Source organism: Vibrio comitans, from assembly GCA_024346835.1.
Classification (GTDB): Bacteria; Pseudomonadota; Gammaproteobacteria; order Enterobacterales; family Vibrionaceae; genus Vibrio; species Vibrio comitans.
The window spans coordinates 814,789-837,962 of record AP024867.1; the positions used below are offsets into that span (position 1 = coordinate 814,789).

At 41.3% G+C, this 23,174-nt stretch carries 15 protein-coding genes; 4 read left to right on the plus strand and 11 right to left on the minus strand.

Features of this window, described 5'->3' with window-relative positions:
* Positions 1–17 precede the first annotated feature (17 nt).
* On the plus strand, positions 18–887 hold the full coding sequence (locus OCU46_RS17465) for a sugar phosphate isomerase/epimerase family protein (protein ID WP_141271566.1): 870 nt from the start codon (positions 18–20) through the stop codon (positions 885–887).
* Positions 888–1,853: 966 nt separating this feature from the next.
* Here OCU46_RS17465 and OCU46_RS17470 read toward each other — a convergent pair.
* Both OCU46_RS17470 and OCU46_RS17475 read right to left on the minus strand, forming a co-directional pair.
* Positions 1,854–3,209, minus strand: a complete 1,356-nt coding sequence (locus OCU46_RS17470; RefSeq protein WP_141271565.1) for a glycoside-pentoside-hexuronide (GPH):cation symporter — start codon at positions 3,207–3,209, stop codon at positions 1,854–1,856.
* A gap of 544 nt (positions 3,210–3,753) precedes the next feature.
* Complete coding sequence (locus tag OCU46_RS17475) at positions 3,754–6,075, minus strand: glycoside hydrolase family 2 protein (protein WP_141271564.1); 2,322 nt, start codon at positions 6,073–6,075, stop codon at positions 3,754–3,756.
* A gap of 127 nt (positions 6,076–6,202) precedes the next feature.
* Here OCU46_RS17475 and OCU46_RS17480 point away from each other — a divergent pair, with 127 nt between their 5' ends.
* A complete protein-coding gene (locus OCU46_RS17480; protein WP_141271563.1) occupies positions 6,203–7,414 on the plus strand; it encodes an AraC family transcriptional regulator in 1,212 nt (403 codons plus the stop codon).
* A gap of 242 nt (positions 7,415–7,656) precedes the next feature.
* Here the strand turns inward: OCU46_RS17480 and OCU46_RS17485 are convergent, their stop codons facing one another.
* From OCU46_RS17485 to OCU46_RS17500, 4 genes are read right to left on the minus strand one after another with little or no spacing between them, the layout of a single operon-like run.
* Complete coding sequence (locus OCU46_RS17485) at positions 7,657–8,286, minus strand: bifunctional 4-hydroxy-2-oxoglutarate aldolase/2-dehydro-3-deoxy-phosphogluconate aldolase (protein ID WP_141271562.1); 630 nt, start codon at positions 8,284–8,286, stop codon at positions 7,657–7,659.
* Between the two features lie 10 nt (positions 8,287–8,296).
* On the minus strand, positions 8,297–9,235 hold the full coding sequence (locus tag OCU46_RS17490) for a sugar kinase (protein ID WP_141271561.1): 939 nt from the start codon (positions 9,233–9,235) through the stop codon (positions 8,297–8,299).
* Between the two features lie 2 nt (positions 9,236–9,237).
* Positions 9,238–10,656 carry a glucuronate isomerase gene (uxaC, locus tag OCU46_RS17495; RefSeq protein WP_141271560.1) on the minus strand — a complete coding sequence of 473 codons (1,419 nt, stop codon included), beginning with the start codon at positions 10,654–10,656 and terminating at the stop codon, positions 9,238–9,240.
* A gap of 56 nt (positions 10,657–10,712) precedes the next feature.
* Positions 10,713–12,173, minus strand: a complete 1,461-nt coding sequence (locus tag OCU46_RS17500; protein ID WP_141271559.1) for a fructuronate reductase — start codon at positions 12,171–12,173, stop codon at positions 10,713–10,715.
* A 395-nt stretch (positions 12,174–12,568) separates the two neighbouring features.
* Between OCU46_RS17500 and uxuA the strand changes: the two genes are divergently transcribed.
* Positions 12,569–13,756, plus strand: a complete 1,188-nt coding sequence (gene uxuA / locus OCU46_RS17505; RefSeq protein ID WP_141271558.1) for a mannonate dehydratase — start codon at positions 12,569–12,571, stop codon at positions 13,754–13,756.
* Positions 13,757–13,887: 131 nt separating this feature from the next.
* On the opposite strand, the gene OCU46_RS17510 is transcribed toward uxuA, so the two are convergent.
* The 5 genes from OCU46_RS17510 to OCU46_RS17530 form a co-directional block, all read right to left on the minus strand.
* The gene (locus OCU46_RS17510) at positions 13,888–14,511 is read right to left on the minus strand and encodes a TetR/AcrR family transcriptional regulator (protein ID WP_141271557.1); all 624 of its coding nucleotides are present in this window, start codon (positions 14,509–14,511) and stop codon (positions 13,888–13,890) included.
* A 61-nt stretch (positions 14,512–14,572) separates the two neighbouring features.
* Positions 14,573–15,910 (minus strand): outer membrane channel protein TolC, encoded by a 1,338-nt coding sequence (tolC, locus tag OCU46_RS17515; RefSeq protein WP_141271556.1) that lies wholly within the window; start codon positions 15,908–15,910, stop codon positions 14,573–14,575.
* Positions 15,911–15,972: 62 nt separating this feature from the next.
* On the minus strand, positions 15,973–19,029 hold the full coding sequence (locus OCU46_RS17520) for an efflux RND transporter permease subunit (RefSeq protein WP_141271555.1): 3,057 nt from the start codon (positions 19,027–19,029) through the stop codon (positions 15,973–15,975).
* 3 nt (positions 19,030–19,032) lie between these two features.
* A complete protein-coding gene (locus OCU46_RS17525) occupies positions 19,033–20,244 on the minus strand; it encodes an efflux RND transporter periplasmic adaptor subunit (protein WP_167495391.1) in 1,212 nt (403 codons plus the stop codon).
* The gene (locus OCU46_RS17530) at positions 20,213–20,941 is read right to left on the minus strand and encodes a TetR/AcrR family transcriptional regulator (protein WP_141271553.1); all 729 of its coding nucleotides are present in this window, start codon (positions 20,939–20,941) and stop codon (positions 20,213–20,215) included. Before OCU46_RS17530 ends, OCU46_RS17525 begins: the two co-directional genes overlap by 32 nt.
* Before the next feature lie 445 nt (positions 20,942–21,386).
* On the opposite strand from OCU46_RS17530, the gene OCU46_RS17535 reads away from it, so the two are divergent.
* A complete protein-coding gene (locus OCU46_RS17535) occupies positions 21,387–22,166 on the plus strand; it encodes a GntR family transcriptional regulator (RefSeq protein WP_141271552.1) in 780 nt (259 codons plus the stop codon).
* The last annotated feature ends 1,008 nt before the right edge of the window (positions 22,167–23,174 follow it).

Here is a 23,174-nt window from a genome sequence, read left to right on the forward strand (position 1 = left end):
TACTATTAGAGAATATTATGAAAAAAGTAGTACTATCTGCATTCGCTGATGAAATAGATATGGATCTAACCACTCAAATGGATGTCTTAGATTCACATGGAATCAAGCATATTGAGATGCGTGGTGTAAATGGAAAAAATATAAGTGAAGTTACGGTTGAAGAAGCTAAGGAAATCAAGAAAGAACTAGATGACAGAGGCTTTAAAATATCTTCATTAGGCTCGCCTGTGGGTAAGATTTACCTTAAAGATGATTTCGAAAGCCACAAGAAAATGTTTGCACAATTATTAGAGGTTGCAAGTATTCTACAGTCTAAATATATGCGAATTTTTAGTTTCTTTATGGAGCCCGGTGTCAACCATGATGACTTCACCCAAGAAGTCGTTGCAAAAATATCCGAACTAGCGGAAATGGCTAGGCCATATGATATCGTGTTACTGCATGAAAACGAGAAGGATATCTATGGTGATACTTCGGCGCGCTGTCTAAAGCTCGTGAATGGAGTGAATCAAGACAACTTTAAATTAGTTTATGATCCTGCGAACTTTGTTCAATGTAAGGAAAGTACTTTAGAAGCTTATAATTTATTAAAAGATCATGTGCTTTACTACCATATAAAGGATGCAAGATCCGCAGATGACACTGTGGTACCTGCGGGTGATGGAGATGGTCAGATCGCGGAAATTGTGGAAGCTATTACCGATGCTGGTTACAACGGGTTCTTATCATTAGAGCCACATTTAGGTAATTTTGCTGGTTTTGCGGCGTTAGAAAATTTAGAAAACGACGATGTTGTTGAGTTAGAAAAGAGTGATGCAAACAAATTTGGTATTGCGGTAACCGCATTAAAATCAATTCTGGAAAATAAAGCTATAGCCTACGCATAGCCATTTGGGGTCCTTCTTGATAGTAGCCGCTATCTTTTGGCCAGTTTGAAGATTTTTCTTCAAACTGGTTTTTTTATGTGGGTAATTCCTATTATACGATTGTGTATCAGTAAACCCTATACATCCGTATTCACTAGCGCTTCTCTAGCACGCTAGTCAAAGAGCACATATTACTTTGTTATTTTTGCATAGAAGTATTCCTCTCCTCAATATGGCTGCACCCATGAGCTGTGCATTTGAATATAACTAAGTTACTTCCTACCATTTCCCCCTCATAAAAACTGTTTCTAGAATGCTTAGAAGGAATTACTCCTGGGTGTTGATGATTAAGACTCCATGACTCTAAATAGCAAACATTGCTACCTGAGTCCTTAAACTTAGGTCAATACTGGTATCTACTGATTATGAATAAAATGTCGGTGCAAACTCACTTCAATAGGTTTATTACGCATCAAGTTGAATCTGGAAGCATATGTTAGCGTGTTTTTACATAATCCTTGCAATGTTCAAATAGTTAAGTCTATTACATAGGAAGTGAGCGTTGATGCTAGGGATAGCATAAGAATATACAGTCAATGTTAAAGATACGGCATTTCTTGACTAAGGGGGGTTAAGGAGTGGAACATCGACTTAGAGGTAGATGATGCTAACCATTGATATATGGTTTTGAAAGATATCCTATTAAAAAATAGGTCTGCAACTTTTTATGAGACTTTGATGTCTGAGATAAAGGAAAATATAGAAAGGAACGATAGTAGGGGATAGATTAGAAGGTGAGGCTGTGTGATTGTAACTCAATAATAAAATTCTAACCTATGTGAGAGCTATTGTAGTTTCACTAGATAAAATACATTTAACTTACAGTGAAGCAAAAAAGGTTTCTATTATTACTAATAAGCAAAAGGCACCATATCGTTTAAATATGATGCCTTGATAAATCATTAGTTAATTAACTAAGAATTTCAATTAAGCTTCTGCCAGTGTTACGTCTTCTGTTTCTGGTTCACTCTTCTTATCTTTTAGCGTCCACATCGTTTTATACAAGAAAAAACACGCTACTGCACAAATACCAGGAAGAATAAACATTACCGATTTGATGCCAGCAAGCGTTGCGTCTGACTGAACTTCCAGCCCAGCAGTATAGCCCACTACACTAAGACCCATACCTGCGATAAAGCCAGCTATAGCTTGACCCATCTTACGCATAAATGAATAGCTAGAGTACAACACACCTTCTCCTCGCTGACCTGAAATTTCATAGTTGTAGTCAATACAGTCTGCGATATTAGCCCAGAAAAGGATGCTCGGCAGCATAATACATGGGGCATGCAAAATTAAATAACCAAGGGTGACGTAAGTAGATGAAGGGAGCATGAACACGGCTGCATTGATTATTGCGCCTGATGCAAAACAGGTAAGCATGATTTTCTTGACCCCAAATCTGGTGACAAGCTTACCAACTAAAGGAGCGAGCACACCAATAGTCACCATCATGACAACTGAATTTACGGTGATTAACCAAACACCACCAGATAGGTTTTCTGCGAGGTAAAAGTAGAGAACACTTTGTTGTCCCAACATCGCAGTTAGAAGAAACATAGAAGCGATTGCGACACAAAGATACGGTTTGTTTTTGCCGATGGTTTTTAATGTTTTAGCAAAGCTAACAGTTTCTGATGCCGGTGTTGGTTCATGTTGGATATGCTCCGCAGTATGGCGATATGAAAGTAAGTAAAAGGCAAGTGAAAGTACACCCATTACTGAGATAGCGTAAAGATAGGCCTTACTTAAATCATCTGCGTAGATCGATAACAAAAGTGGCATTAAAATAGCAGGAAATATACCACCAATAAGACCGCCTACTGAGCGAGCGCCTGCTAGCGAAGCTCGTTCTGCTGGATCGTTGGTCATTACTGTTGCCAAAGAGCCGTACGGGATGTTGACGAATGTATATGCCATTCCCCAAAGGATATAGGTTGCATAAGCCCAGACTAGCTTTTGTATATCGGTTAGTCCGGCTGGGGCCCAAAACACTAAGATTGCGCAGAGAACAACAGGCCAACTGCCTTTGATAAGGAATGGACGAAATTTTTCACCACGTCGTTTGCTAAACATCTTATCGCAGAAAGCACCCATCATAGGATCGTTGATACCATCCCATAAACGAGCAACTAAAAACAGAGTACCAGCAGCTGCGGCAGAAATGCCCAGAACATCAGTATAATAAAGAAGTAGAAAAGCGGAAGTCATGCCAAAAGTCAGGTTATTGGCTGCATCTCCAAATGCATAACCGACTCGGTTCATCTTAGTTAAAGTTTTCATTAGTTATCCAACCCATATATAGGAATGAATTAGGCGTCTGCGAGTTTAGCGCAGTGACCTAAAGTAAGGTACAAACGTTGAGAGATACATAAACTGAGTATCTCCGGTCCATAAGCTATCTTTCGGTATGAATAACTAAGTGATGCAATTCCGACCTACTGTTGATCGTTTGCACATCATATAGAAATTTTTATTATAAGTCCGACAAGCTTTGGTGTACCAATAATCCTACATGTTGAACTTCTTATATATATTGGTATTCCAAAATTATGACGCACATTGCATTCTTTTATTAGCAAAGCGATCAACTTCAAAGTATGAGAGTTTCCTTATTTGAAAATACTAGGCATTAAAATGTCGAGCACTCTATTATGTTTACTAAAGTTACCCCTTTAGTATTTGTTGGCTATGATGTGCTGATATATTAACTGTAAGTGCTTGGTTATTATGTGTTTTGAGATTGTTGTGGATTGTGTTTTATAGTGTTAATTAAAATGAAAGCCCACTCTTGATTGAAGAAGGGCTCTCATTCTAAGTGTGGGTCTTAAGCGACTTCGATTATGGAGAGTTCGTTCAGTCGGCGGTTAAAATGATGTACAAGCTTGTTAGGGAAGCGATCTGGTTGAAGGCTTACAATAAATTCAAATGGCATGCCAAATGCCATTTGTGCTTTCTCATGCTCTAATAAAGGCTTAAACAACTCTTCCATCAAGACCTTCCCTTCTGGGTGAGTCATAATTTCAGATATTTTATTGCGAATAGATAGTCGCCCCTCTGGGTACTCTAATTCAGGAAGTTTAGCCTCCTCAATAGAATCGGAGAACCAATTCTTAATGTTGTCATCATTGTCGAAGTTGAACATGTCGTCTAATATTCCCCCCGTTTTGTCCTTCGGCAATATGTAATCTTGGTTTGGCTGTGCAACTTTACGAAACTCAACTACGTCAATAATACCTTGGGCTTGTGCTTCAACACGGTTGTAACCCGCTGATAAAGCTACATCAAACCAATGAATTGTCTGGTTGCCTGTGCCTTCACGTTTAAGTAGTGGGATTTTTTGACCATTGTTGGTCAGTGTTAGTCCTTCTAGGTTGGAATAAACTTTAACTTTGATATTGTCTAGATGGCGCTCTTTGAAACGCTTTGAAGTGATATGTACAACAGGCTCATTGCTCCAAACTGACTTGTAAAAGTAGAATGCATCTTTTTTGATAGCACGATCAAAAGTGAGCAAACCTTTATTGTTGCGGCCAGCTACACCCCCCTCATTGCGCATATCTGAGCCAAAATCGAAGAAGTTCCACACATAACTTCCCCAGACGTAATCATAGCGATCAAAAATGGCTAATACTTCTTCATGGTACTTTGCATGATATTCTTCAGTATAATCCTTTACCTTAGGGTCATCGCTATGCCAGTCAATGATACCTTCGGCTCCATATTCTGAATATCCTAAGCAACCATTGGGGTTAGCTTTTCGAAAATCTTGAATGAATTGTTCATATCCAGACGTCTCACCGATATACCAACCATGGTATTGGTTGAAGGCCACTGTGTCCGTTGCAAAGTTAGCTGGGTCATCTTCACGAATCATCATAATCTGTGCTTGAGTTGTAAGGCGCGTTGTATCCTCCTGTTTAACTACGTCGTGCATGCGGGTAACGGTATCAAGTAGTGGGCGCTCGTTTGGCATCATACCAATCTCATTTTGAACTCCCCAAAGCACAATTGAGGAGTGATTATAGGTCTGTCTAATCAACTCACGCATTTGATTGGTTGCATTTTTGCCTTGTAAGTCTGTATCTGAGGTTTTAGATATATGTGGAGGTTCAGCCCAAATAATCATTCCAGCCTGATCAGATAGCTCATAAAAGAAGTCACTATGCTGATAGTGGGCCAGTCGAATAGAATTTGCACCAACCTCTTTGATCAGCTGCATATCTTGTATCTGATGTTCTTTTGTTAATGCATTACCGATAGCTTCTCGGTCTTGATGGCGGCTTACACCGCGAATTTTTGTTGGCTTACCATTAAGAACAAAACCGTCTTTTCCGTTAAATTCGAAATAACGCAAACCAGTCTGGATATTAAGACTATCTTTTAGAACTCCGCCGATAGAAAGGCGAACTCGGCATTCGTACAAATAGGGGTTCTCGACACTTTGCCAAAGTATTGGATCATCTATAACGAGATCTATGGTCGAGATATGGTTCTCTACTAATGTTTTGCCATGCGCAACCACTTGATCCTGACGATCAACAAATTCTACCTCAAGCACCGGGGTGTTTTGGGTGTTATTGGTAACTAAGGCTTTGACCTCTATTGATGCTTTACGATTAGTCACACTTCGTTGCGAAACATAGACGCCACTTGATCCCATATCGGTAAGGTCGAAGTGTATATCCTCAGCAATCACTAAATTCACATCACGATAGAGACCACCATAGAAAGTGAAATCAGCAAACAGTGGATAAACGTCTTCATAATGAGAGTTATCAACACTGATGAATAATTCATTAGCACCTTCTATAAGGCTGTCGGTGACATCAAATCGAAATAATGAGTAACCACCTTGGTGTTCGCCCAAATGCACTCCATTTAAGTAGACGTTAGCGACACTGTTGGCTGCTCCAATTTCGATGAAGTAGTGCTTTGTATCCTCAATTGATTCGATTTGTATTGTCTTTTTATACCAACACAACCCGCGGTGATAATTGTCACCGCCATTTGTTCCATCGATAGCATTCCAGGTATGGGGTAGGTTAATTTGGTCAAACTGTTGTGGGTCGGTTATCTGAAGTGTTTCATACTCAAAAGGTTGCTTAATGAAAAGCCAGTTAGAGTTTAGATTGATACGTTGGCTCATTTACTTGCTCCGCGGTTGTTGTTTGATGAGACTTTCCTAATCCTAAGGATATGCAATACATCTAATATCAATGCAATTGATATTTTTATATACTATGTTGATGTTCAAGAAGTGAAATATTGAAATTATGAGCAATGTCACGTTAGAGCAACTTAGAGATAAGATGGAGTTAGTTCAAAGCCTAACTAATATAGAGTTGCGTATTTCGTCAGTAAAACTTGGATTTGATGAATTAAATTTAACCAATCAACCTCAGTTTATTGTCCATGAAGCGAATCAACTATTGAAGCAACTTGAACAAATGCCTGAGCAACACAAAGTCAGGTTATTAGAAGGGTGGTTTGATAGTTATTACTTGGGGATTCATTGGCATGAAGTTGCATACGTATATGGACCATTCTGTATAGAGAAATACGGGAAAGGAGTTGATTATTCGAATGCGTTAAATTACCTAGATCTAGACTTAGAGTCACAACTTTTGCTTGAGTCCTACTTGGATCACAGAGCTGTGTTTGAACCTACTAAGTTGAAGGGTTTAGGTAAGATGCTTGGTAGTTTCTTAACCAGTAAAGAGATCGAGGTGCAAACGTGTTCTAAGCCGAGCAACAGAGGTTTGAACGAAAAGCCTGATCTTGGAGAGGAGTTGGATAAGTTTTCTAAGGCAAGCAGGCTAGAACTGAGATTTGAAATTGAGAAACGTTGGACAAAAGCAATATCGATGGGGGATGAGCAAACATACCTTAGGATACTAGAAGAGAACGTTGACAGACTAAGAATGCCGACGCGAGTAAAAAGTAGCCTTCAAGATAGAAAGTATTTGGCAGTATCATCGAACTCTATAGCTGCAAGAGCGGCTATTGCTGGTGGGGTAAGCCTTCAGATCGTAGAGGCACTATCAATACAGCATGTTAGAGAAATCGAAGGCTGTAACAGCTCAAAGGATATTGAAACCTTGAGCTACAAAATTCCGTTGAATTATTGCAAACTCGTTCAACGTTATAATCTTCGCCAACACTCACCATTGATTCGTTTAGCTATTGAAAAGATGCGAAGTAACCTAAGTAATAAGGTGAGTTTGACTAAGATTGCTAGTCAATTGGATGTCACTCCTGAGCATTTAGCAAGGCAATTCAAAAAGGAAACAGGGCATACGGTATCTAAATATACCAATCGACTTAAGATTCAAGAGTCTTTGCCCTTTCTAGCAGGTAAACAACTCACGGTGGACGCGCTAGCTGAACAGCTTGGATTTTGTTCATCGGCGTATTTTCGTAAGGTTTTTAAAGACATAATGGGAAGCACTCCAACTCAATACGCAAACCAAAGCGTGAACGATTGATATTAAAAATCTTGTTATTTGCGAGTAGCAAATATTTTACCCATTGCCCAAAAGTCGAAATGAGACGGCTACTTTCATATTTTCATGTTCTATCTTCACCCAACGGCCTCCTCTTGTAGTCATATTGGGGAAAGAGTATTTTTGTACGTACGTATCAATAGCTCGTTGTATTAGGCTTAATCCAATATAAAAAAGGCTTGCACCCAGTAAAGGGTAGCAAGCCAAAAGAGGCAACTTTATTACTAATTTCGAACTAATTGAGCCACTTCACGTGCTAAACGGCCGATCTCGGACCAATTCTTGGTATCGATAAGTTTTTTATCTACCATCCATGTCCCACCGCAGGCGATAACACGATCTAGTGAAAGGTAATCGTTCACGTTCTGAGGGTTTATCCCTCCGGTGGGCATAATCTTGATCTGAGTGTAAGGCGCTAAAAGAGACTTAAGCATCGAGATACCACCAGAAGCTTCAGCAGGGAAAAACTTCAATGTTGTCAGTCCCATTTCTAAAGCCGCTTCTACAACACTTGGATTGTTCACTCCAGGTATAATATCAATTCCGATCTCTTGACAAGATCGTACGGTATTTGGATTAAACCCAGGGGAGACAACGAAGGTCGCGCCGGCTTCTTTTGCTGCAACTGCTTGAGATTTATTTAATACAGTACCCGCACCAATGAGCATTTGAGGTTGCGATTCTCTAAGCAGACGAATAGCTTCTATAGCTGCGTCTGAGCGGAAGGTGATTTCTGCAGCAGGCAGGCCATTTTCAGCCAGTGCTTTGCCTAGAGGAATTACGTCTTCTGCACGATCAAGGGCAATTACGGGTATTACTTTGATTGCTGATAGCTGTTCAACAAGAGTAGTCATGAGAGATGTCCTAGGGATTAAATTTAATATGAGTCATAGCACTGTTAGGAATGATAGCCCCTTTGTGTTGAATGACCGTTCCAGCCAATAAGTGCCCTTGTCTTGAGCATGCTTCTGGAGACAGATAAGCAAGCCATCCACTGATGAAACCAGCATTAAAAGAGTCACCCGCTGAGGTTGTATCCACGACTTGTTCCACTGACGTTGCTGGTACAAACAGCTGTTCTCTTGTAGAAAAGTCGCTAAAGAGACTCCCGTCTGCCCCCATCTTTAAAACAAGGCACTTTACACCTTGATCTTTTAAACGGTTGAGTGTTGAGGTCTCATCTCTATCACCCCATAAAGCGCGCTCGTCATCATTAGTGACAAGGGCGAGGTCGGTAATTGAATACATGAGTTGATAGAAATGCTTTGCTTCATCTACGTTGCTCCAAAGCGCAGGTCGGTAGTTAGAATCAAAGGCTATTTCAGTGCCTTGGCATTTCAATTCCTTAAGGAATTCGATCATTAGGTATCTGTCTTGCTCAGGTAAAATGGCAAGGCTAATACCGCTAAGGTATACCATATCCACCCCGTTTAGTGCTTTGACAACTCCAGAGAAATTAGGATGTTGAAGCATAAATCGAGCTGGGGATTGATCGCGCCAGTACAGGAAAGTGCGCTCACCTTTGTCATCTAGTTGAATGAGATATAACCCAGGTTGACGATCATTGTCAGTGAGTACTAACTCAGTATTGATCCCCTCATCTTGCCAGCGTATTTTCATTCCTTGACTGACACTGTCTGTACCAAGAGCAGATACATACTGTACTTGGAGATAGTGACCGGCAGCGCGCGCCATATACACTGCGGTATTGAGGGAGTCTCCGCCATAGGACTGTTTCATTGAGCCAAACGGCTCACCGTTCAGCTCTATCATGCACTCGCCAAGAATCGCTATGCGTTTCATGCTTATGCTTCCGGCAGTTTGAAGTAATTAGCGGCATTGTTGAAGCAGATGTCTTCGACCATTTTACTCAACATCGGCATATCGTACGGTGCCTCACCATTTTCTACCCATTTACCGATTGTATTACACAGAATACGACGGAAATATTCATGGCGAGTGTAGGATAGGAAGCTTCGAGAGTCAGTCAGCATACCAACGAATTGGCTTAGAAGTCCCAACTGAGAAAGCTGTAACATCTGGCGTTCCATACCGTCCTTCTGGTCGTTGAACCACCATCCTGAGCCAAATTGGATCTTGCCAGCAACACCGCCGCCTTGGAAGTTACCTATCATGGTTGCTAACATTTCGTTGTCTCGTGGGTTCAAGCAGTACAAAATGGTTTTAGGCAACTCATCAGTTCGGTCCATGGCATCTAATAGACGAGCAAGTTGTAGCGCAAATGGTTGGTCACCAATAGAATCTACGCCACAATCGGCTCCGAGCAAATTGAATAATCGAGAGCTGTTATTACGCTGTGCGCCCATATGCAGTTGCATTACCCATCCACGCTTCGCATACTGCTTACCAAGCCAAACCTGAACGGCAGTTGTAAACTGATCAACTTCCAGTTCTGACAAAATATCGCCATTTAAACGACGCGACAAAATTGAATCTAGCTCTTTGTCTGATGGAGGAGTGGCAAAGCGCATCACTTCAATGCCGTGATCTGCCGCCTTACATCCACAATCTGAGAAGTGATTTAAGCGTTTCTCTAAAGCATTGAGAAGGTGCTCAAATTTTGATATCTCTACGTCCGCACACTCACCCAATTCACGCATATAGCTAGGGAATCCATCAAGCTCAATCTTAAACGCTCTGTCAGGTCTCCAGCTTGGTGCTACTTCAACGTCAAAACTTTCATCTTGAGCTATTTGCTGGTGGTATTCTAGTGAGTGGATTGGGTCGTCGGTGGTTCCCGCCATTACAACATTCATCTGCTTCATGATGCCACGGGCGGTGAAGTCTGGAGTTGATAGAAGTTCGTTACAGTGATTCCAAATCGAGTCTGCGGTATCAGGACCAAAGAGTGTGTTAGATATGCCGAAAGGGCGGCGCAGCTCAAGATGCGTCCAGTGATAAAGAGGGTTCCCTAGAGTTTTTGGGATAGTATTTGCCCAGGCCATATACTTCTCGTAATCCGATGTGGATTTACCTGTAATGTGGGACTCTGGAATTCCAGCACTGCGCATACCGCGCCATTTATAGTGATCGCCTTCTAACCAGATTTGGCTCAGGTTGTCGAACTTTCGATTTTCAGCGATATCTTGAGGATTCAGATGACAGTGATAGTCATAAATTGGCATCGATTTAGCGTAGTTGTGGTAAAGCTCTCGAGCGACGTCGTTATCAAGTAAGAAGTCTTCGCATAGAAACTGTTTCATTATCGTACTCCAAATGACTCGCTCCTTTGAGAAGAGCGAGTGATAAATTATTATATTTACAGTGAAGCGACCGCTTCACGCGCGCCTTTGTCTAGAATAACTTGGTAGGCGTCGGTGACTTGTTCTACAAACGCTTGATTTTCCACTAGGTCTTGACCAAATATGGCATCGATACCCAGTAATTCTTTTACTACCGATTTATTTAATCCGTGCTGGGCCGTGATTTCTTGCAGCTGTGCGACCATTGGATCTCGAACGTCAATCTTTTGATTATTTTCATCTACTCCAGAGACGTATCGCATCCAGCCTGCAATTCCTAATGCCAACCATTTGTAATCGGTATCGTTAGCTAAGTGATGGCGAAGCGAACCTCCCATACGCTGAGCAATTTTTTGGCTTCCATCCATAGCTATCTGCCAAGTTTGGTGCTTTAAACTCGGGTTGGAATAACGCTCAATTAATAGTGCTGCATATGATTTTAAGTTTGTTCCCTCAGGCATTTGTAGTGTTGGCGCTTGGGCTTTAAGCATCATATCGAAGGCGGCTTTGCTGTAGTTAGCGTTAGTCATGGTGTCGGAAATATGTGCATAGCCGCCGAGATAGCCAAGGTAAGCTAAGAAGGAGTGGCTACCGTTTAACATGCGTAATTTCATTTCTTCAAACGGTACTACATCAGCAACAAACTCAGCTCCCGCAACGTCCCAATCTGGACGTCCATTTACAAAGTTGTCTTCGATGACCCATTGACGGAAGGGTTCACATGCAATACCACATGGGTCTGCATGACCAATAAGTTGTGCGATTTCTTGTAGTGTCTCTTCAGTCGCAGCCGGAACGATGCGATCCACCATGGTGCATGGGAAGGTTACATTTTCTTCAATCCACTTTGCTAACTTAGGATCTAGCAGACTAGCGAAGTCTAATACTGCCGAACGTGCTACGTGGCCATTTTCTTGTACATTGTCGCAAGACATAACAGTGAAAGGCTTTATGCCTTGTTCTTTTCTTAGGCGCAGAGCTTCAACAATGTAGCCGATTGCTGAATCCGGAGTTTGTGGGTGGTGTAAATCGTGTTGAATTATGGGATTGTTTTTATCAAGACGTCCGGTAGCTGGATCGGCACAATAGCCTTTTTCCGTAATCGTCATAGAAACAATAGCTACTTGTTCTTCAGTCATTTTATTTAGGACAGATTGTTTACCATCCATGGTTGGGTGAAGAGACTCTGTGACCGAACCTATTAACTTTATCTCAGTACTATCAGCCCCTTTTTCTGCAACAGTATATAGGTGGTCTTGTTCGCGCAATTGTTCAATAAGAGCTTCTCCACCAAAGAGATTGATCTCGCAAATGCCCCAATCGCTTTGAGTTTTTTCTAACATCTCGCTAGTAAATAAGGCTTGATGAGCTCGATGGAAAGCGCCAAAGCCTAAGTGTACGATGCGGCTTTTAAGTGCAGAGCGTAAATATTGAGGTTGTTTCAACGTAGAGAAACGAGTTGCTGTTGTTTGTGTCATTCTGTTCACCGTTTGTACTAAATTCCAATCACGAGGATCAACGAAAGATGTGCCCTATATTGTTTAGTTGGTACTCATTTGCTTTTGGCAAACCAACTTCAAGTGAGTAAATGCACGCTAAAATCATTAGCTAATGCATAGATAGGGTTACCAATTAAGGTTTGTACTATAACTGAAAACTTATTTTGGTATGCGTGATTGCGATCACAATTGCTTTGGTATACCAAAAATAGTGCTTTTTTCGTGAGCTCGTTCAACCAATTTAACGTGTGTAATTGACGAATCCATTGATACACCTCAATCTCAAGCTGTGTTTGGATGTTTTCTTTTGGTATACCATTGGGTTATTGAGAAAAAACATCTTGTTTTTATTACTAAAGCTAAAAGGTTGATTTATGGAACAAACATGGCGCTGGTACGGGCCGAATGATCCCGTGTCGTTAGATGATATTCGTCAAGCAGGAGCAACAGGTATTGTTAATGCGTTGCATCACATACCAAACGGTCAAGTGTGGAGTAAAGAGGAAATCTTGACCCGTAAAGCTTTAATTGAAACTAAAGGAATGACTTGGTCAGTGGTCGAAAGTGTACCTGTACACGAAGAGATAAAAACACAAACTGGCGATTTCGAGTTGTGGATTGATAATTACAAGCAAACACTAAGAAATCTAGCTGAGTGCGGTATTGATACAGTGTGCTACAACTTTATGCCAGTGCTTGATTGGACCCGCACTGATCTTGAGTTCGAATTGCCTGATGGCTCTAAAGCTCTGCGATTTGATCAAATTGCATTTGCTGCCTTTGAAATGAAAATTTTAGAGCGTCCTGGTGCAGAGGAAGACTATACACCAGAAGAGCGTCTGCAGGCTCAAGAATACTATGAAAACATGTCCAAAGCGGATATCAAGCAGTTAACAGACAATATTATTGCTGGGCTACCAGGGGCTGAAGAAGGCTATTCATTACAAGAATTTCAAGCTCAATTAGATCGCTATGCCGGCATTAATAAGGATAAACTTCGTGAGAATCTGGCGTTTTTCCTATCTCAGTTAATGCCAGTTTGTGAGCTCCATGGATTGAAGATGGCGATTCACCCGGACGATCCACCACGTGCTATTCTGGGTTTACCACGTATTGTTTCAACAATTGAAGATGTTGATTGGTTGGTCGAGAATGTGCCAAGTAAAATGAATGGTCTTACAATGTGTACTGGTTCTTACGGAGTTCGTGGTGACAATGACTTGGTAAGAATGATCAAGAAGCACGGCGATCGCATCTACTTTACACATTTGCGTTCTACTCAGCGTGAAGAAAGCAATCCTATGACATTTCATGAGGCAGCCCATTTAGAGGGCGACGTTGATATGTATGACGTGGTGAATGCAATTTTGGAAGAAGAGCAACGTCGTTCGATGAAAGGCGATGAGCGCTTGATTCCAATGCGTCCAGATCATGGCCATCAGATGCTTGATGATTTAAATAAGAAGACAAATCCTGGGTATTCAGCCATTGGACGTTTGAAAGGTTTGGCAGAGGTGCGAGGCCTTGAAGTAGCACTAAAGCGTGCTTTCTATAATAAGTAAACTTAATTCTTTGAGTTTCTCTTATATAAAAATGGCTTAGTTTTTAACTAAGCCATTTTTTGTGCATCATGGCTGTAAAATGGGTACTTACCTTGCGCCAAGCCTTGGATATCAAATTCGATAAGGCAAAGCTAAAAAAGCAATGCCTCTAGTATACTTCCTCTATCCTTATTTTCGAGTTGTTGAGCACTTGGGCTTTCATTGTGAGATTCTTTCATAATTATCGGCACCGATACTGTGCCGATAAGCAATAAAATAAATGAGTTAAATGATAGGCGACTTAAATGAGGTGAACGACTTTTCAAATCAGCAAAAAGTGGTAGTAACTCTTCGTGTGCTGTATCAATCTTCGCGGTAATACATGCATATTCCTCGAAGTCCTCACATCTAACTGCACCAAGCAAACGAAAGAGTCCCGCGTACTTAATAGTTGTTTGTAATAGCTCACTCACAAGGCCACTGAATGAATATGCTTTGTTAGGTTGGTTGCTATGCTTGTTAGCGATAGTTTGTATTGTCGAACAATATTGATTAGCACATTCTTGAATAGCAGCAAGATAGACTTGCTTTTTACAACCAAAATGATGAGTTATTGTCGCATGAGTGACACCAGAATGATTAGCAATCATTCGTAATGAAGTGCCTTCAAAACCATTGCTAGAAAATAAGTTATAGGCTTCATTGAGAATATCAGCTCTGGTCTGAGTAGCCTTTTGCCGGTTTTGGCGGCCAATATATCTTTTAGTCTCTTTCACTTATACTTCCAATGCTTCAAGATATTGTACGTCTAGGAATTTTATTGCGTAAGATGGTCATTTACGTCGAGTTTTTACGTCGAGTAAGACCATTGTTAATGTCGAGAATATCTTGTTCGCTAAGGGTTCCAGTATAGAGCTTGAGTAGAAGTGAGCTAACAATGTAATTATAACGTGCGTCTGCAAGACTTTGATTCGCATCATATAAGTTGCGTGTGGCCGCTAATACATCAACAATAGTGCGCGATCCTACCTCAAATCCAGCTTCACTAGCTTCAAGTGCGGTTTGCGCTGAAGTCACTACTTGTTGATAGGCCCTAATTGCCTCGACACTGGCGGAAATATCATTGTGGGAGCGGCGAAGCTCCTTTGATACATCACGATATGTGAATTCAAGTTGCTCGCTTGCTGAAATATAACCTAGTTCCGCTTGTTTCACTTGGGAGCTGGTAGCGCCACCTGAATAGATTGGTAGGTCAAAACTTATCGCTATATTAGATGTGACGCCGGATGCATCTCCGAGGCCAAGATAGGTTTCGCTAGTATCTACATAATTGACACCTCCCCCTAAGTTAAGTGAAGGAAGGTGACCTGCACTAGCGAGTCTAATTGAGCTTTTAGCAATATCTTTGTTGATGCGAGCTGCAAGGAGATCTAGATTTTTTTGTTGAGCTTCTTGCTCCAATTGCTGGATCGGGCGTTGTGGCGGGTGGGCTTGAAAACGATCTACATCCAAGGCATTGACGCTGACATATTGCTGGCCCGTTATTTGTCGCAGTTCTTCAAAGCTGTTATCAACACGGTTTTTAGCAATCACCTCGTTGGCTAGCACTGAGTCATACTGAGCTTGTGCATCATGCACGTCTGTAATCGCCGATAATCCTACGGCAAAACGCTGTTGGATCTGCTCAAGTTGGCGCTTGACGGAAAGCTTCTCTGCTTGAACGAACGTCAAATTGTCTTGAGCTTTCAGCACATCGAAATAAGCATTGGTGACACGAAATATGAGTTGTTGATTCTGCCCAGCATATTGAGCGTCCGCTTGCCTAGCCGCCATCTCTGATTGACTTAAATTGATCCAACTAGTTCGGTCATACAGCTGTTGAAAAAAGCCAACGCCGGCATTAAAGGTATTCATTTCATGGGATGTAAAGTCATCTGAGCGAGCTATGTCATAGTTTATTGCTAGGCTAACTTGCGGAAGAAGAGGTGCTCGAGCAGAGTCAATAGCTTGAAAAGCAATATCTCTTTGTGCAGCTGCTTGTAGTAGAACGCTATCATATTGCTTAGCTTGCTCGTAAATTTTACTAAGGCTTTCAGCACTGCTGGACGAGGAAAAAACCACTGAGTAAACGCATATTAATGGGAGTAAGACGAGAGATCTGAATAAGGATTTCATGTAACAGATTCCATAGGGGGTGCTTGCAAATAGCAAGCACCGCCAAAGTTTAGTTGGTGTAATTAGGAAAATCGGACACGGTGCAGTAGTGAATAGATCACAGGCAAAACTATCAAAGTCAGCACTGTGGCAAATGCCAGACCAAAGATAATAGTGACCGCCATAGAAGCAAAAAACGCATCGAATATTAAAGGAGCCATACCAAGTACAGTTGTAATGGCGGCCATACAAACTGGACGCATTCTACTTACACTCGCGCGCGTAACTGAATCTTGAATAGAAAACCCTTTTGCTTTTTCTATGTTGATTTGCTCGACTAATACAATGCCATTTTTGATGATCATGCCTGAGAGGCTCAGTAACCCGAGTAGTGCAGTGAAAGTGAACGGGATTCCCATCACTAATAAACCAAATGCAACACCAATTAGTGCGAGAGGCACTGTCATCCAGATAGCTAACGCTTGGCGTATAGTGCCAAAGAGAAACACAGTAATTAGGAACATCGCCAGATACCCCATCGGCAGCGAGCTAAACAGGTTTTCTTGTGCCATTGTTGACTGTTCAAATTCACCACCCCACTCAAAGGTGTACCCTTCAGGAAGCTCAATGCCCTCTATTTTGTTGATGAGTTTTTGGCGCACGGACTCGGGAGTATCGTCAGTGAATGGTGTCACGTCGGTCATAACAGTAATCATGCGGCGCAGATTACGACGGACGATGCGCGAGTTTTCGTATTCAGTGGTGAATTCACTCACTACTTGTTTTATTGGTATGTATGTCGACTGTTCGCTACTCCAGACAAGGCTGTCTTTTATGCGATCAATGTTGTTGCGGTTGGCTTCTGGAGCTTTTACCAGTATCGAGAGTAAATCAGCACCTTGACGGTAGATCCCTGCGACTTCACCACTGCTGTTCATACGTAACGTATTATCAATATCTTGTTTTGTAACCCCACTTCGACGAGCTGCTGCGGTATCAATCTGAGGGCGAACAACAAGCGTTTTTTCTCGCCAGGAATGACGAGTTTCTATTGCAGAAGGTTCTTGAGATATTATTTCTATGGCTTGGTTCGCTAGGTAACGTAGCACTGAAGGATCGGGGCCGTAGAAACGAGCTTCAATATTAGCCGATGGCGCAGGACCGAGTGCCATCAGTTTGAATTTAAACTGACTCTCGGGGTATGAATCCTCCAACTGTTGTCGTAATAGAGGTAGTGTTTTTTCTATAGTCTCAAGGTCCGTTGTTTCTACTATTAATTGTCCATAGCTGCCATAAACCATTTCTGGCTGATAAGTGAGCAAGAAGCGTTGCGCGCCCATCCCCAACACAGTAGTGACTTGTACTACATCTTCGATACTCAGTATCTGACGTTCGATATCATTTAAAGTCGTCGACGTCGCTCTGATATCAGTCCCTTCTTGCATCCAAACGTCGATATAGAAAATCGGTGTATTTGATGGAGGGAAAAATGCCTGTTTAACGTAGCCAAAACCTACTATTGAACTAGCAAGAACAGCAAGAGTTGTCGCAAGGGAGATAAATCGATGGCGTAATGCACCAGAGAGGATTTTTCTATAGCCTCTAAATAATAACGATTGGTACGGGTCTTTAGTTAACTGCTGTTGGTTATTCTTTATCTGATCCTTAAACAACAAGTCACAGAAAAAAGGCGTTAATGTTATCGCAAATATCCAGCTAAGTAGCAGAGCAATCAAGAGTACATAAAATAGAGAACCTAAAAAGTCACCTGTAGCATCAGGTGAAAGCCCGATAGGGGCGAATGCAATAATTGCAATCGCTGTAGCTCCCAAGAGTGGAAATTGCGTTTGTGAAACAACTTCCTTGATTGCCTCTGTCTTAGACAAGCCTCGCTGAAGGCCAACAAGGACACCTTCTGTAATGACGATAGCATTGTCTACCAACATCCCTAGAGCGATGATTAAAGCGCCCAAAGAGATGATTTGAATTTCGATATTAAGCAGGCTCATCCCTATGAAGGTACCAAGTATCGTCAGTAGTAGTACTGCACCCATGATAAGGCCAGATAGTGGGCCCATAGTGACAAGCAGTACGACGATGACAATCCCAACGGATACTAATAAATTAATGAGAAAGTCATTAACAGATGCATCTACTGCCGCGGATTGGTCGTAAACATACTCAATGGTTACTCCGATAGGTCGCTCACTATCTAACTCTGCTAACCTCTGCTTAATTGCATTACCAACATCAACTACGTTGACCGATGATTGAAATGCAATACCAAATGAAATAGCTGGCAAACTATTGCTACGGTATAGATTGGTAGGTGTTTCTTCGTATTGATAGGTGACTTTTGCGATATCCCCTAGGCGAATTAGGTTATCTTGGCCAGGAGGACTAATAATCAATTGTTTTAGATCATCTAAGTTGTTGTACTCTCCGGTAGGGTGAAAGCGCACAGACTGCTGGCCTATCATCATAGCGCCGGCATTGGAGACCACATTCTGGTTATTCAATAGGCCAAAGATCCAGTTTGGGTCTAGATTTAGAGCAAAGAGATCGCTTTGTTCTAGCTCTACAATAACTTGTTTCGCTACCTGCCCTTGGATGCTCACCTTGGCCACGCCATCGAGCATTATTAGTTCACGTTTCAGGAAGTCAGCATAGTTCTCTAATTCAGAATAACTATAATCGCTGGAGGTGATATTGAGTAGGACGCCGTAAACATCACTAAACTCATCGATTACTTGGGGAGCATGTGCTCCAGGCGGTAGATTAGGTTCTAGATCTTCTACTTTTTTACGTAGGGTCGCCCACGCTTGTGGGTGAGCGCTTACTGGAAACTTTTCGTCTAACTCTACTAGGATTTGTGACAAGCCGGGAGAATTGTAGGATGTAATGTTCTTAACAGCCGCTATTTCTAGAATTACTTTCTCTAGCTGTAGCGTTAATTCTTCTTCAACTTGCTCTGCTGATGCTCCTGGGTAAGCCGTATTTACTATTGCCTGCGGAATGGGAAATTCTGGGAATTCTAGCTTACCCAAACCAAGGAATGATACGCTCCCTCCTACGATGAGTAATACCACAACAAGCCAGCTAATCACTTTGTTTTTTAATGTGTAGTCAACAAGGTTCATTGGCTATAACCCTCGCTCACGCACTAAAGGTTTGACAAGCATCCCTTCAGTTAAGCTCGTTAAACCAGATGCAGCTAAAAGATCATTTGGCTGTAAGTCACCGGAAATAAAGATTGAATCACCGACGATTTCTCCAATTGATACGTTCTTGGCTGAAATAGTATTAGTACTAGGGTTAAATGCCCAAACTTGGTTGGTACCCAAGGCATCATTTGCAATTACTGCGTTGAGAGGAACTTGATAATAATCAGTAACCTTAGTTGTGGTCATAGCTTGATTGAAGTCGATACTTACAGTTGCTCCCATACCAGCGTAAAGCGTCAAGTCTTCTGGATTCTGTAGGCTGAATACAACTTCATAGGACTGAGTTCCGAGACTTGCTTGAGTTGAATGTTGTTTGTAAGTGATAGGAAAAGCGTGGGTCTGATTTTTGCCATTAAGCAATAGTGTCGGCTGATAATTAGGGTTGACGTTACTTTTGTGCAAATTGTTAAGTATTGATGCAGGTAGTTGAATAGCAACGTTTAATTCCTCGGAGTCCTGCAATAAAAGAAGGGTTTGTTGAGGCTGAATATATTGGTAATTTTCAGTCATTGTTGCAGCAATTTGACCTGAAAATGGAGCAAATACTCTCGTGTCTTTGACTTGGTCTTGAGCGAGGCGCAAAGAGGCTTCTGCTGCTTTGAGTTGTGCCGAAGCGTTGTCGAATTCGGCATGAGAGATCATTTTTTTGTCCAATAAGTTACTGATGCGGTTAAATTGCATTTGAGCAAGTTGATGATCTGCTGCACGCATAGCAAGTTGATTTCTGTAGTCTCGGTCGTCAATCGCTGCAAGAAGTTGCCCCTTTTTTACGGTATCGCCAGGTTTGATATCAAACTTTTTTAAAAGCCCGGAAACCTGAAAGGAGAGCTCGACTTCTTGATTAGCGGTGATAGTGGCAGGAAAGTGTTGTACATTTTCGAAGCCTGATGGCTTTAGTTTCATTAATTTTATTGGGCGAGGTAAGGGGGGTTCAACAATTGCCCCATTTAGATCTGATTCGCTTTTACATCCGACAACAAGGACACTAACTAGTACAGCTAGCAGTTTTTTCGTATGTTTTAACTGAGGGTATTTTATTTTTGTGCACATATAGATTCCTGTGAATATTATGCGAATATTATTCGCTACTGCCAAAAAATTAAGCTGATAGATGAGATTGTTTTTGCTCAAGAAACAAAGCATTTCTGGTTTTATTATTCAGTCGCTCAAATCTTTTATAAATGTCGTTAGTATCAATACCCCAGCTGTGCAAGTATCTGATAAGTAAAAGCTTGTAGTGATTTTGTTCGACTTCTCCTGTGTTGCATTTCAGCTTGATAATGCCGCCAAACTCGGAGATATGCTGTTGATAAAGGCCGATCGTTAAACCAAATAACCCAAGCATAAATTGGTCAGCATCGTCCTGAGCCGTTCCGATATTGGATTGATTGAATAACTGGTGACTGATGTCATGGAGGTGAGTTGAGAATTCATTTATCAACTTCGAAACCGCATTCACTCGTGTGATAGTTGCTGCATTCCAAACATGTGGATTAATAGCAAATTGCTTCAGGGTATAATTATTGGGTTGGCTTTCAGCTGTCATCCAAAAAGCAATACTTGCCATTAATATCTGGTCTAGAGCATCGTTTTCTGTGGTTAAAAGCTGCTTAATTGAGCCCAGTTCTTGTTCAATTAAGTTGTATACGCAGGCTAAAAGTAGGTCCTCCTTGCTCGGAAAGTGGCTATAGATTACGCCCATTGAGCAGCAGGTTGCTTTGGCAACGTCAGACATCTTCAACTCAAAAACTGTTTGGTTTTCAAGTAATGACATGACAACTTCAATTATCTTTTGCTCTCTGTGTTGAAGTAGAACAATTTTAGACACGTTATGTCTCCATTTTTGGTGGCTAGTTACTCATGAAAAATGTGAAGCTGGCGATAATTCGGCTTTCAGATCACGAGCTTTTCATTGGTGTTCTTGGCCACGAAATATCATATTCCTTTCTATTAGTATCTTAATTGGCATACCAGATCCATGTGAAATGCAGCTTTGGAATTCCAATTGTAATGAAGATCACGATTTTGGTGTGCTTTTTGGGTTTCTGAACGTATTTATAAGTAGTAAATGAGCTTTCGGAGGGGGGAGCTAGCCGCTTTTCAGCTGAATTCCCGTAATGCCGGTTGACGAAGAACCTAGAAGAAGTAAGATCATGGAGCCAATTTGGGTAATGAATTACCAACTATTTCACTATTGTGACTTGTATACTTCATTGGCATTTCTATTTTTAGTATATTCGTCAATTATTTATTAGTTTTATCGGGTGTAAGTTATGTCGGATTCGGGAAGAAGATACGTCGCAATAGGCAAAAACATTCGCAATGAGCTTCAATCAAGCAAGTATAAAGTCGGTGATCGACTACCGACTGAACGTGAGATTGGTGAGCAGTATGGTGTAAGTCGAACAGTGATTCGTGAAGCGATCATAATGCTAGAACTTGAAGGCTTGGTAGAAGTTCGCAAAGGATCAGGTGTATATCTGATGGCTAAACCAGATGAAAGCAGCTCAACAAGTGCGGAAGGTCATGATTCTTTAGGGTTTAATGTTACCGAAGGGGACATAGGTCCTTTCGAAATGCTTCAAGGACGTCAACTGATAGAAAGCAACATTGCAGAGTTTGCCGCGATCAACATTACTAAGTCAGAAATCTTTGAGATGCGTAAGATTCTCAATGAAGAACGAGAACTGGTCGAAGCCGGAGCACCAAGTGACGAGCAGGATAAGCAATTCCATATATTGATTGCAAATGCGACCAAGAACACCTTGTTGATTGAAATATCTGCAGCTATGTGGGCACGTCGAGCAGAGAGTAAAATGTGGGCTCAGCTGCATACTCATATCGAAAGCTCTGCCTATCGCCTTAAATGGCTCGAAGACCACAGCGCAATTTTGATGGCTCTACAGCGAAAAGATAGTCAAGCAGCAAAGAAAGCAATGTGGCAGCACTTAGAGAATGTCAAAGAGGCATTATTGAGATTCTCAGATATAGATGATGACAATTTTGATGGCTATTTATTTGATAGTTATCCGCTTTCTCTTCCGTGTAATTAATCCTGCTTTTTGTTTGTCTCTAGTGTTTACGAAAACTGGATAACTGGATTCTAAGGCTAAAATAGCCCCTAGCAACAGTGTTGTTAGGGGCTATTTGCATTTTCTTTTTCAGGTCAAAGAGCATAGAGAATGCCCCTGTTTTTCCTACGGCACAATTTATAGTTTTACAGCACTAAGCTAGGGGGCATGTAGGCAAGAAAAGAAGATATCTGATTGTGTCACTAACTTTCGAAACCATATTCCTCAAACTCTCTTAATTTAGCTACCAAACTAAGTTGATCTCCTCTTGTGCGTACCAGTTTGAAAATCTTCGCGGTATGCGTAATGCATACTGTGCGAATCAGAGCATATCTCTGTTTATGAACTCTTCCTTGCAAACGTAGACTAGTGTTCCGATCTAGGAGCTCACTAAGATGGCGATGCACAAAAGTCTTGAGACAATATCGGCAAGCCGTATTTGCGTTGACCGTGTATTCGTATGCTTTGCTGATTGAGCGTAGGTCACAAGGTGGGCATTGAAGCCAATCTTACCTAGCTCATTGTCAGGTGACTCTCATTGTTCGATGCAATATTTCTTTGCTCATATATTTTTATCATACATCACTTTTCTAGAGATAGGTTACTACCGGTAAAGTGCAGTCGTATATAAATGAAGACATAAGTCTATTAATACACGTGAGCTAATAGCCTAATAAGTCTCTAAAATATATTTTTAAAAAGTAATTATTTGCTTGTTATAAAATACATATAAAGACTCGTGGTGAAGTATTTGTATTGAAATCCTGCAAGGTTTTTTGGTACACCAATGTTTCGAATGATGTTCGTGATAAGCTTCACAGCTTAAGATTGATGTGGATCATCTCTGTGCTTTTTCTTGTGATTCCCTTGCTTATCGTAGCTTGCGGGCTAGATCACAGTTCTCTCACTGATATACCAAAAATAGGACTAAAGTGTGCATTGTGTCTACCAATTCGTTTTTGTTGGTTTTTAGGTATTCCAATTGGGGTT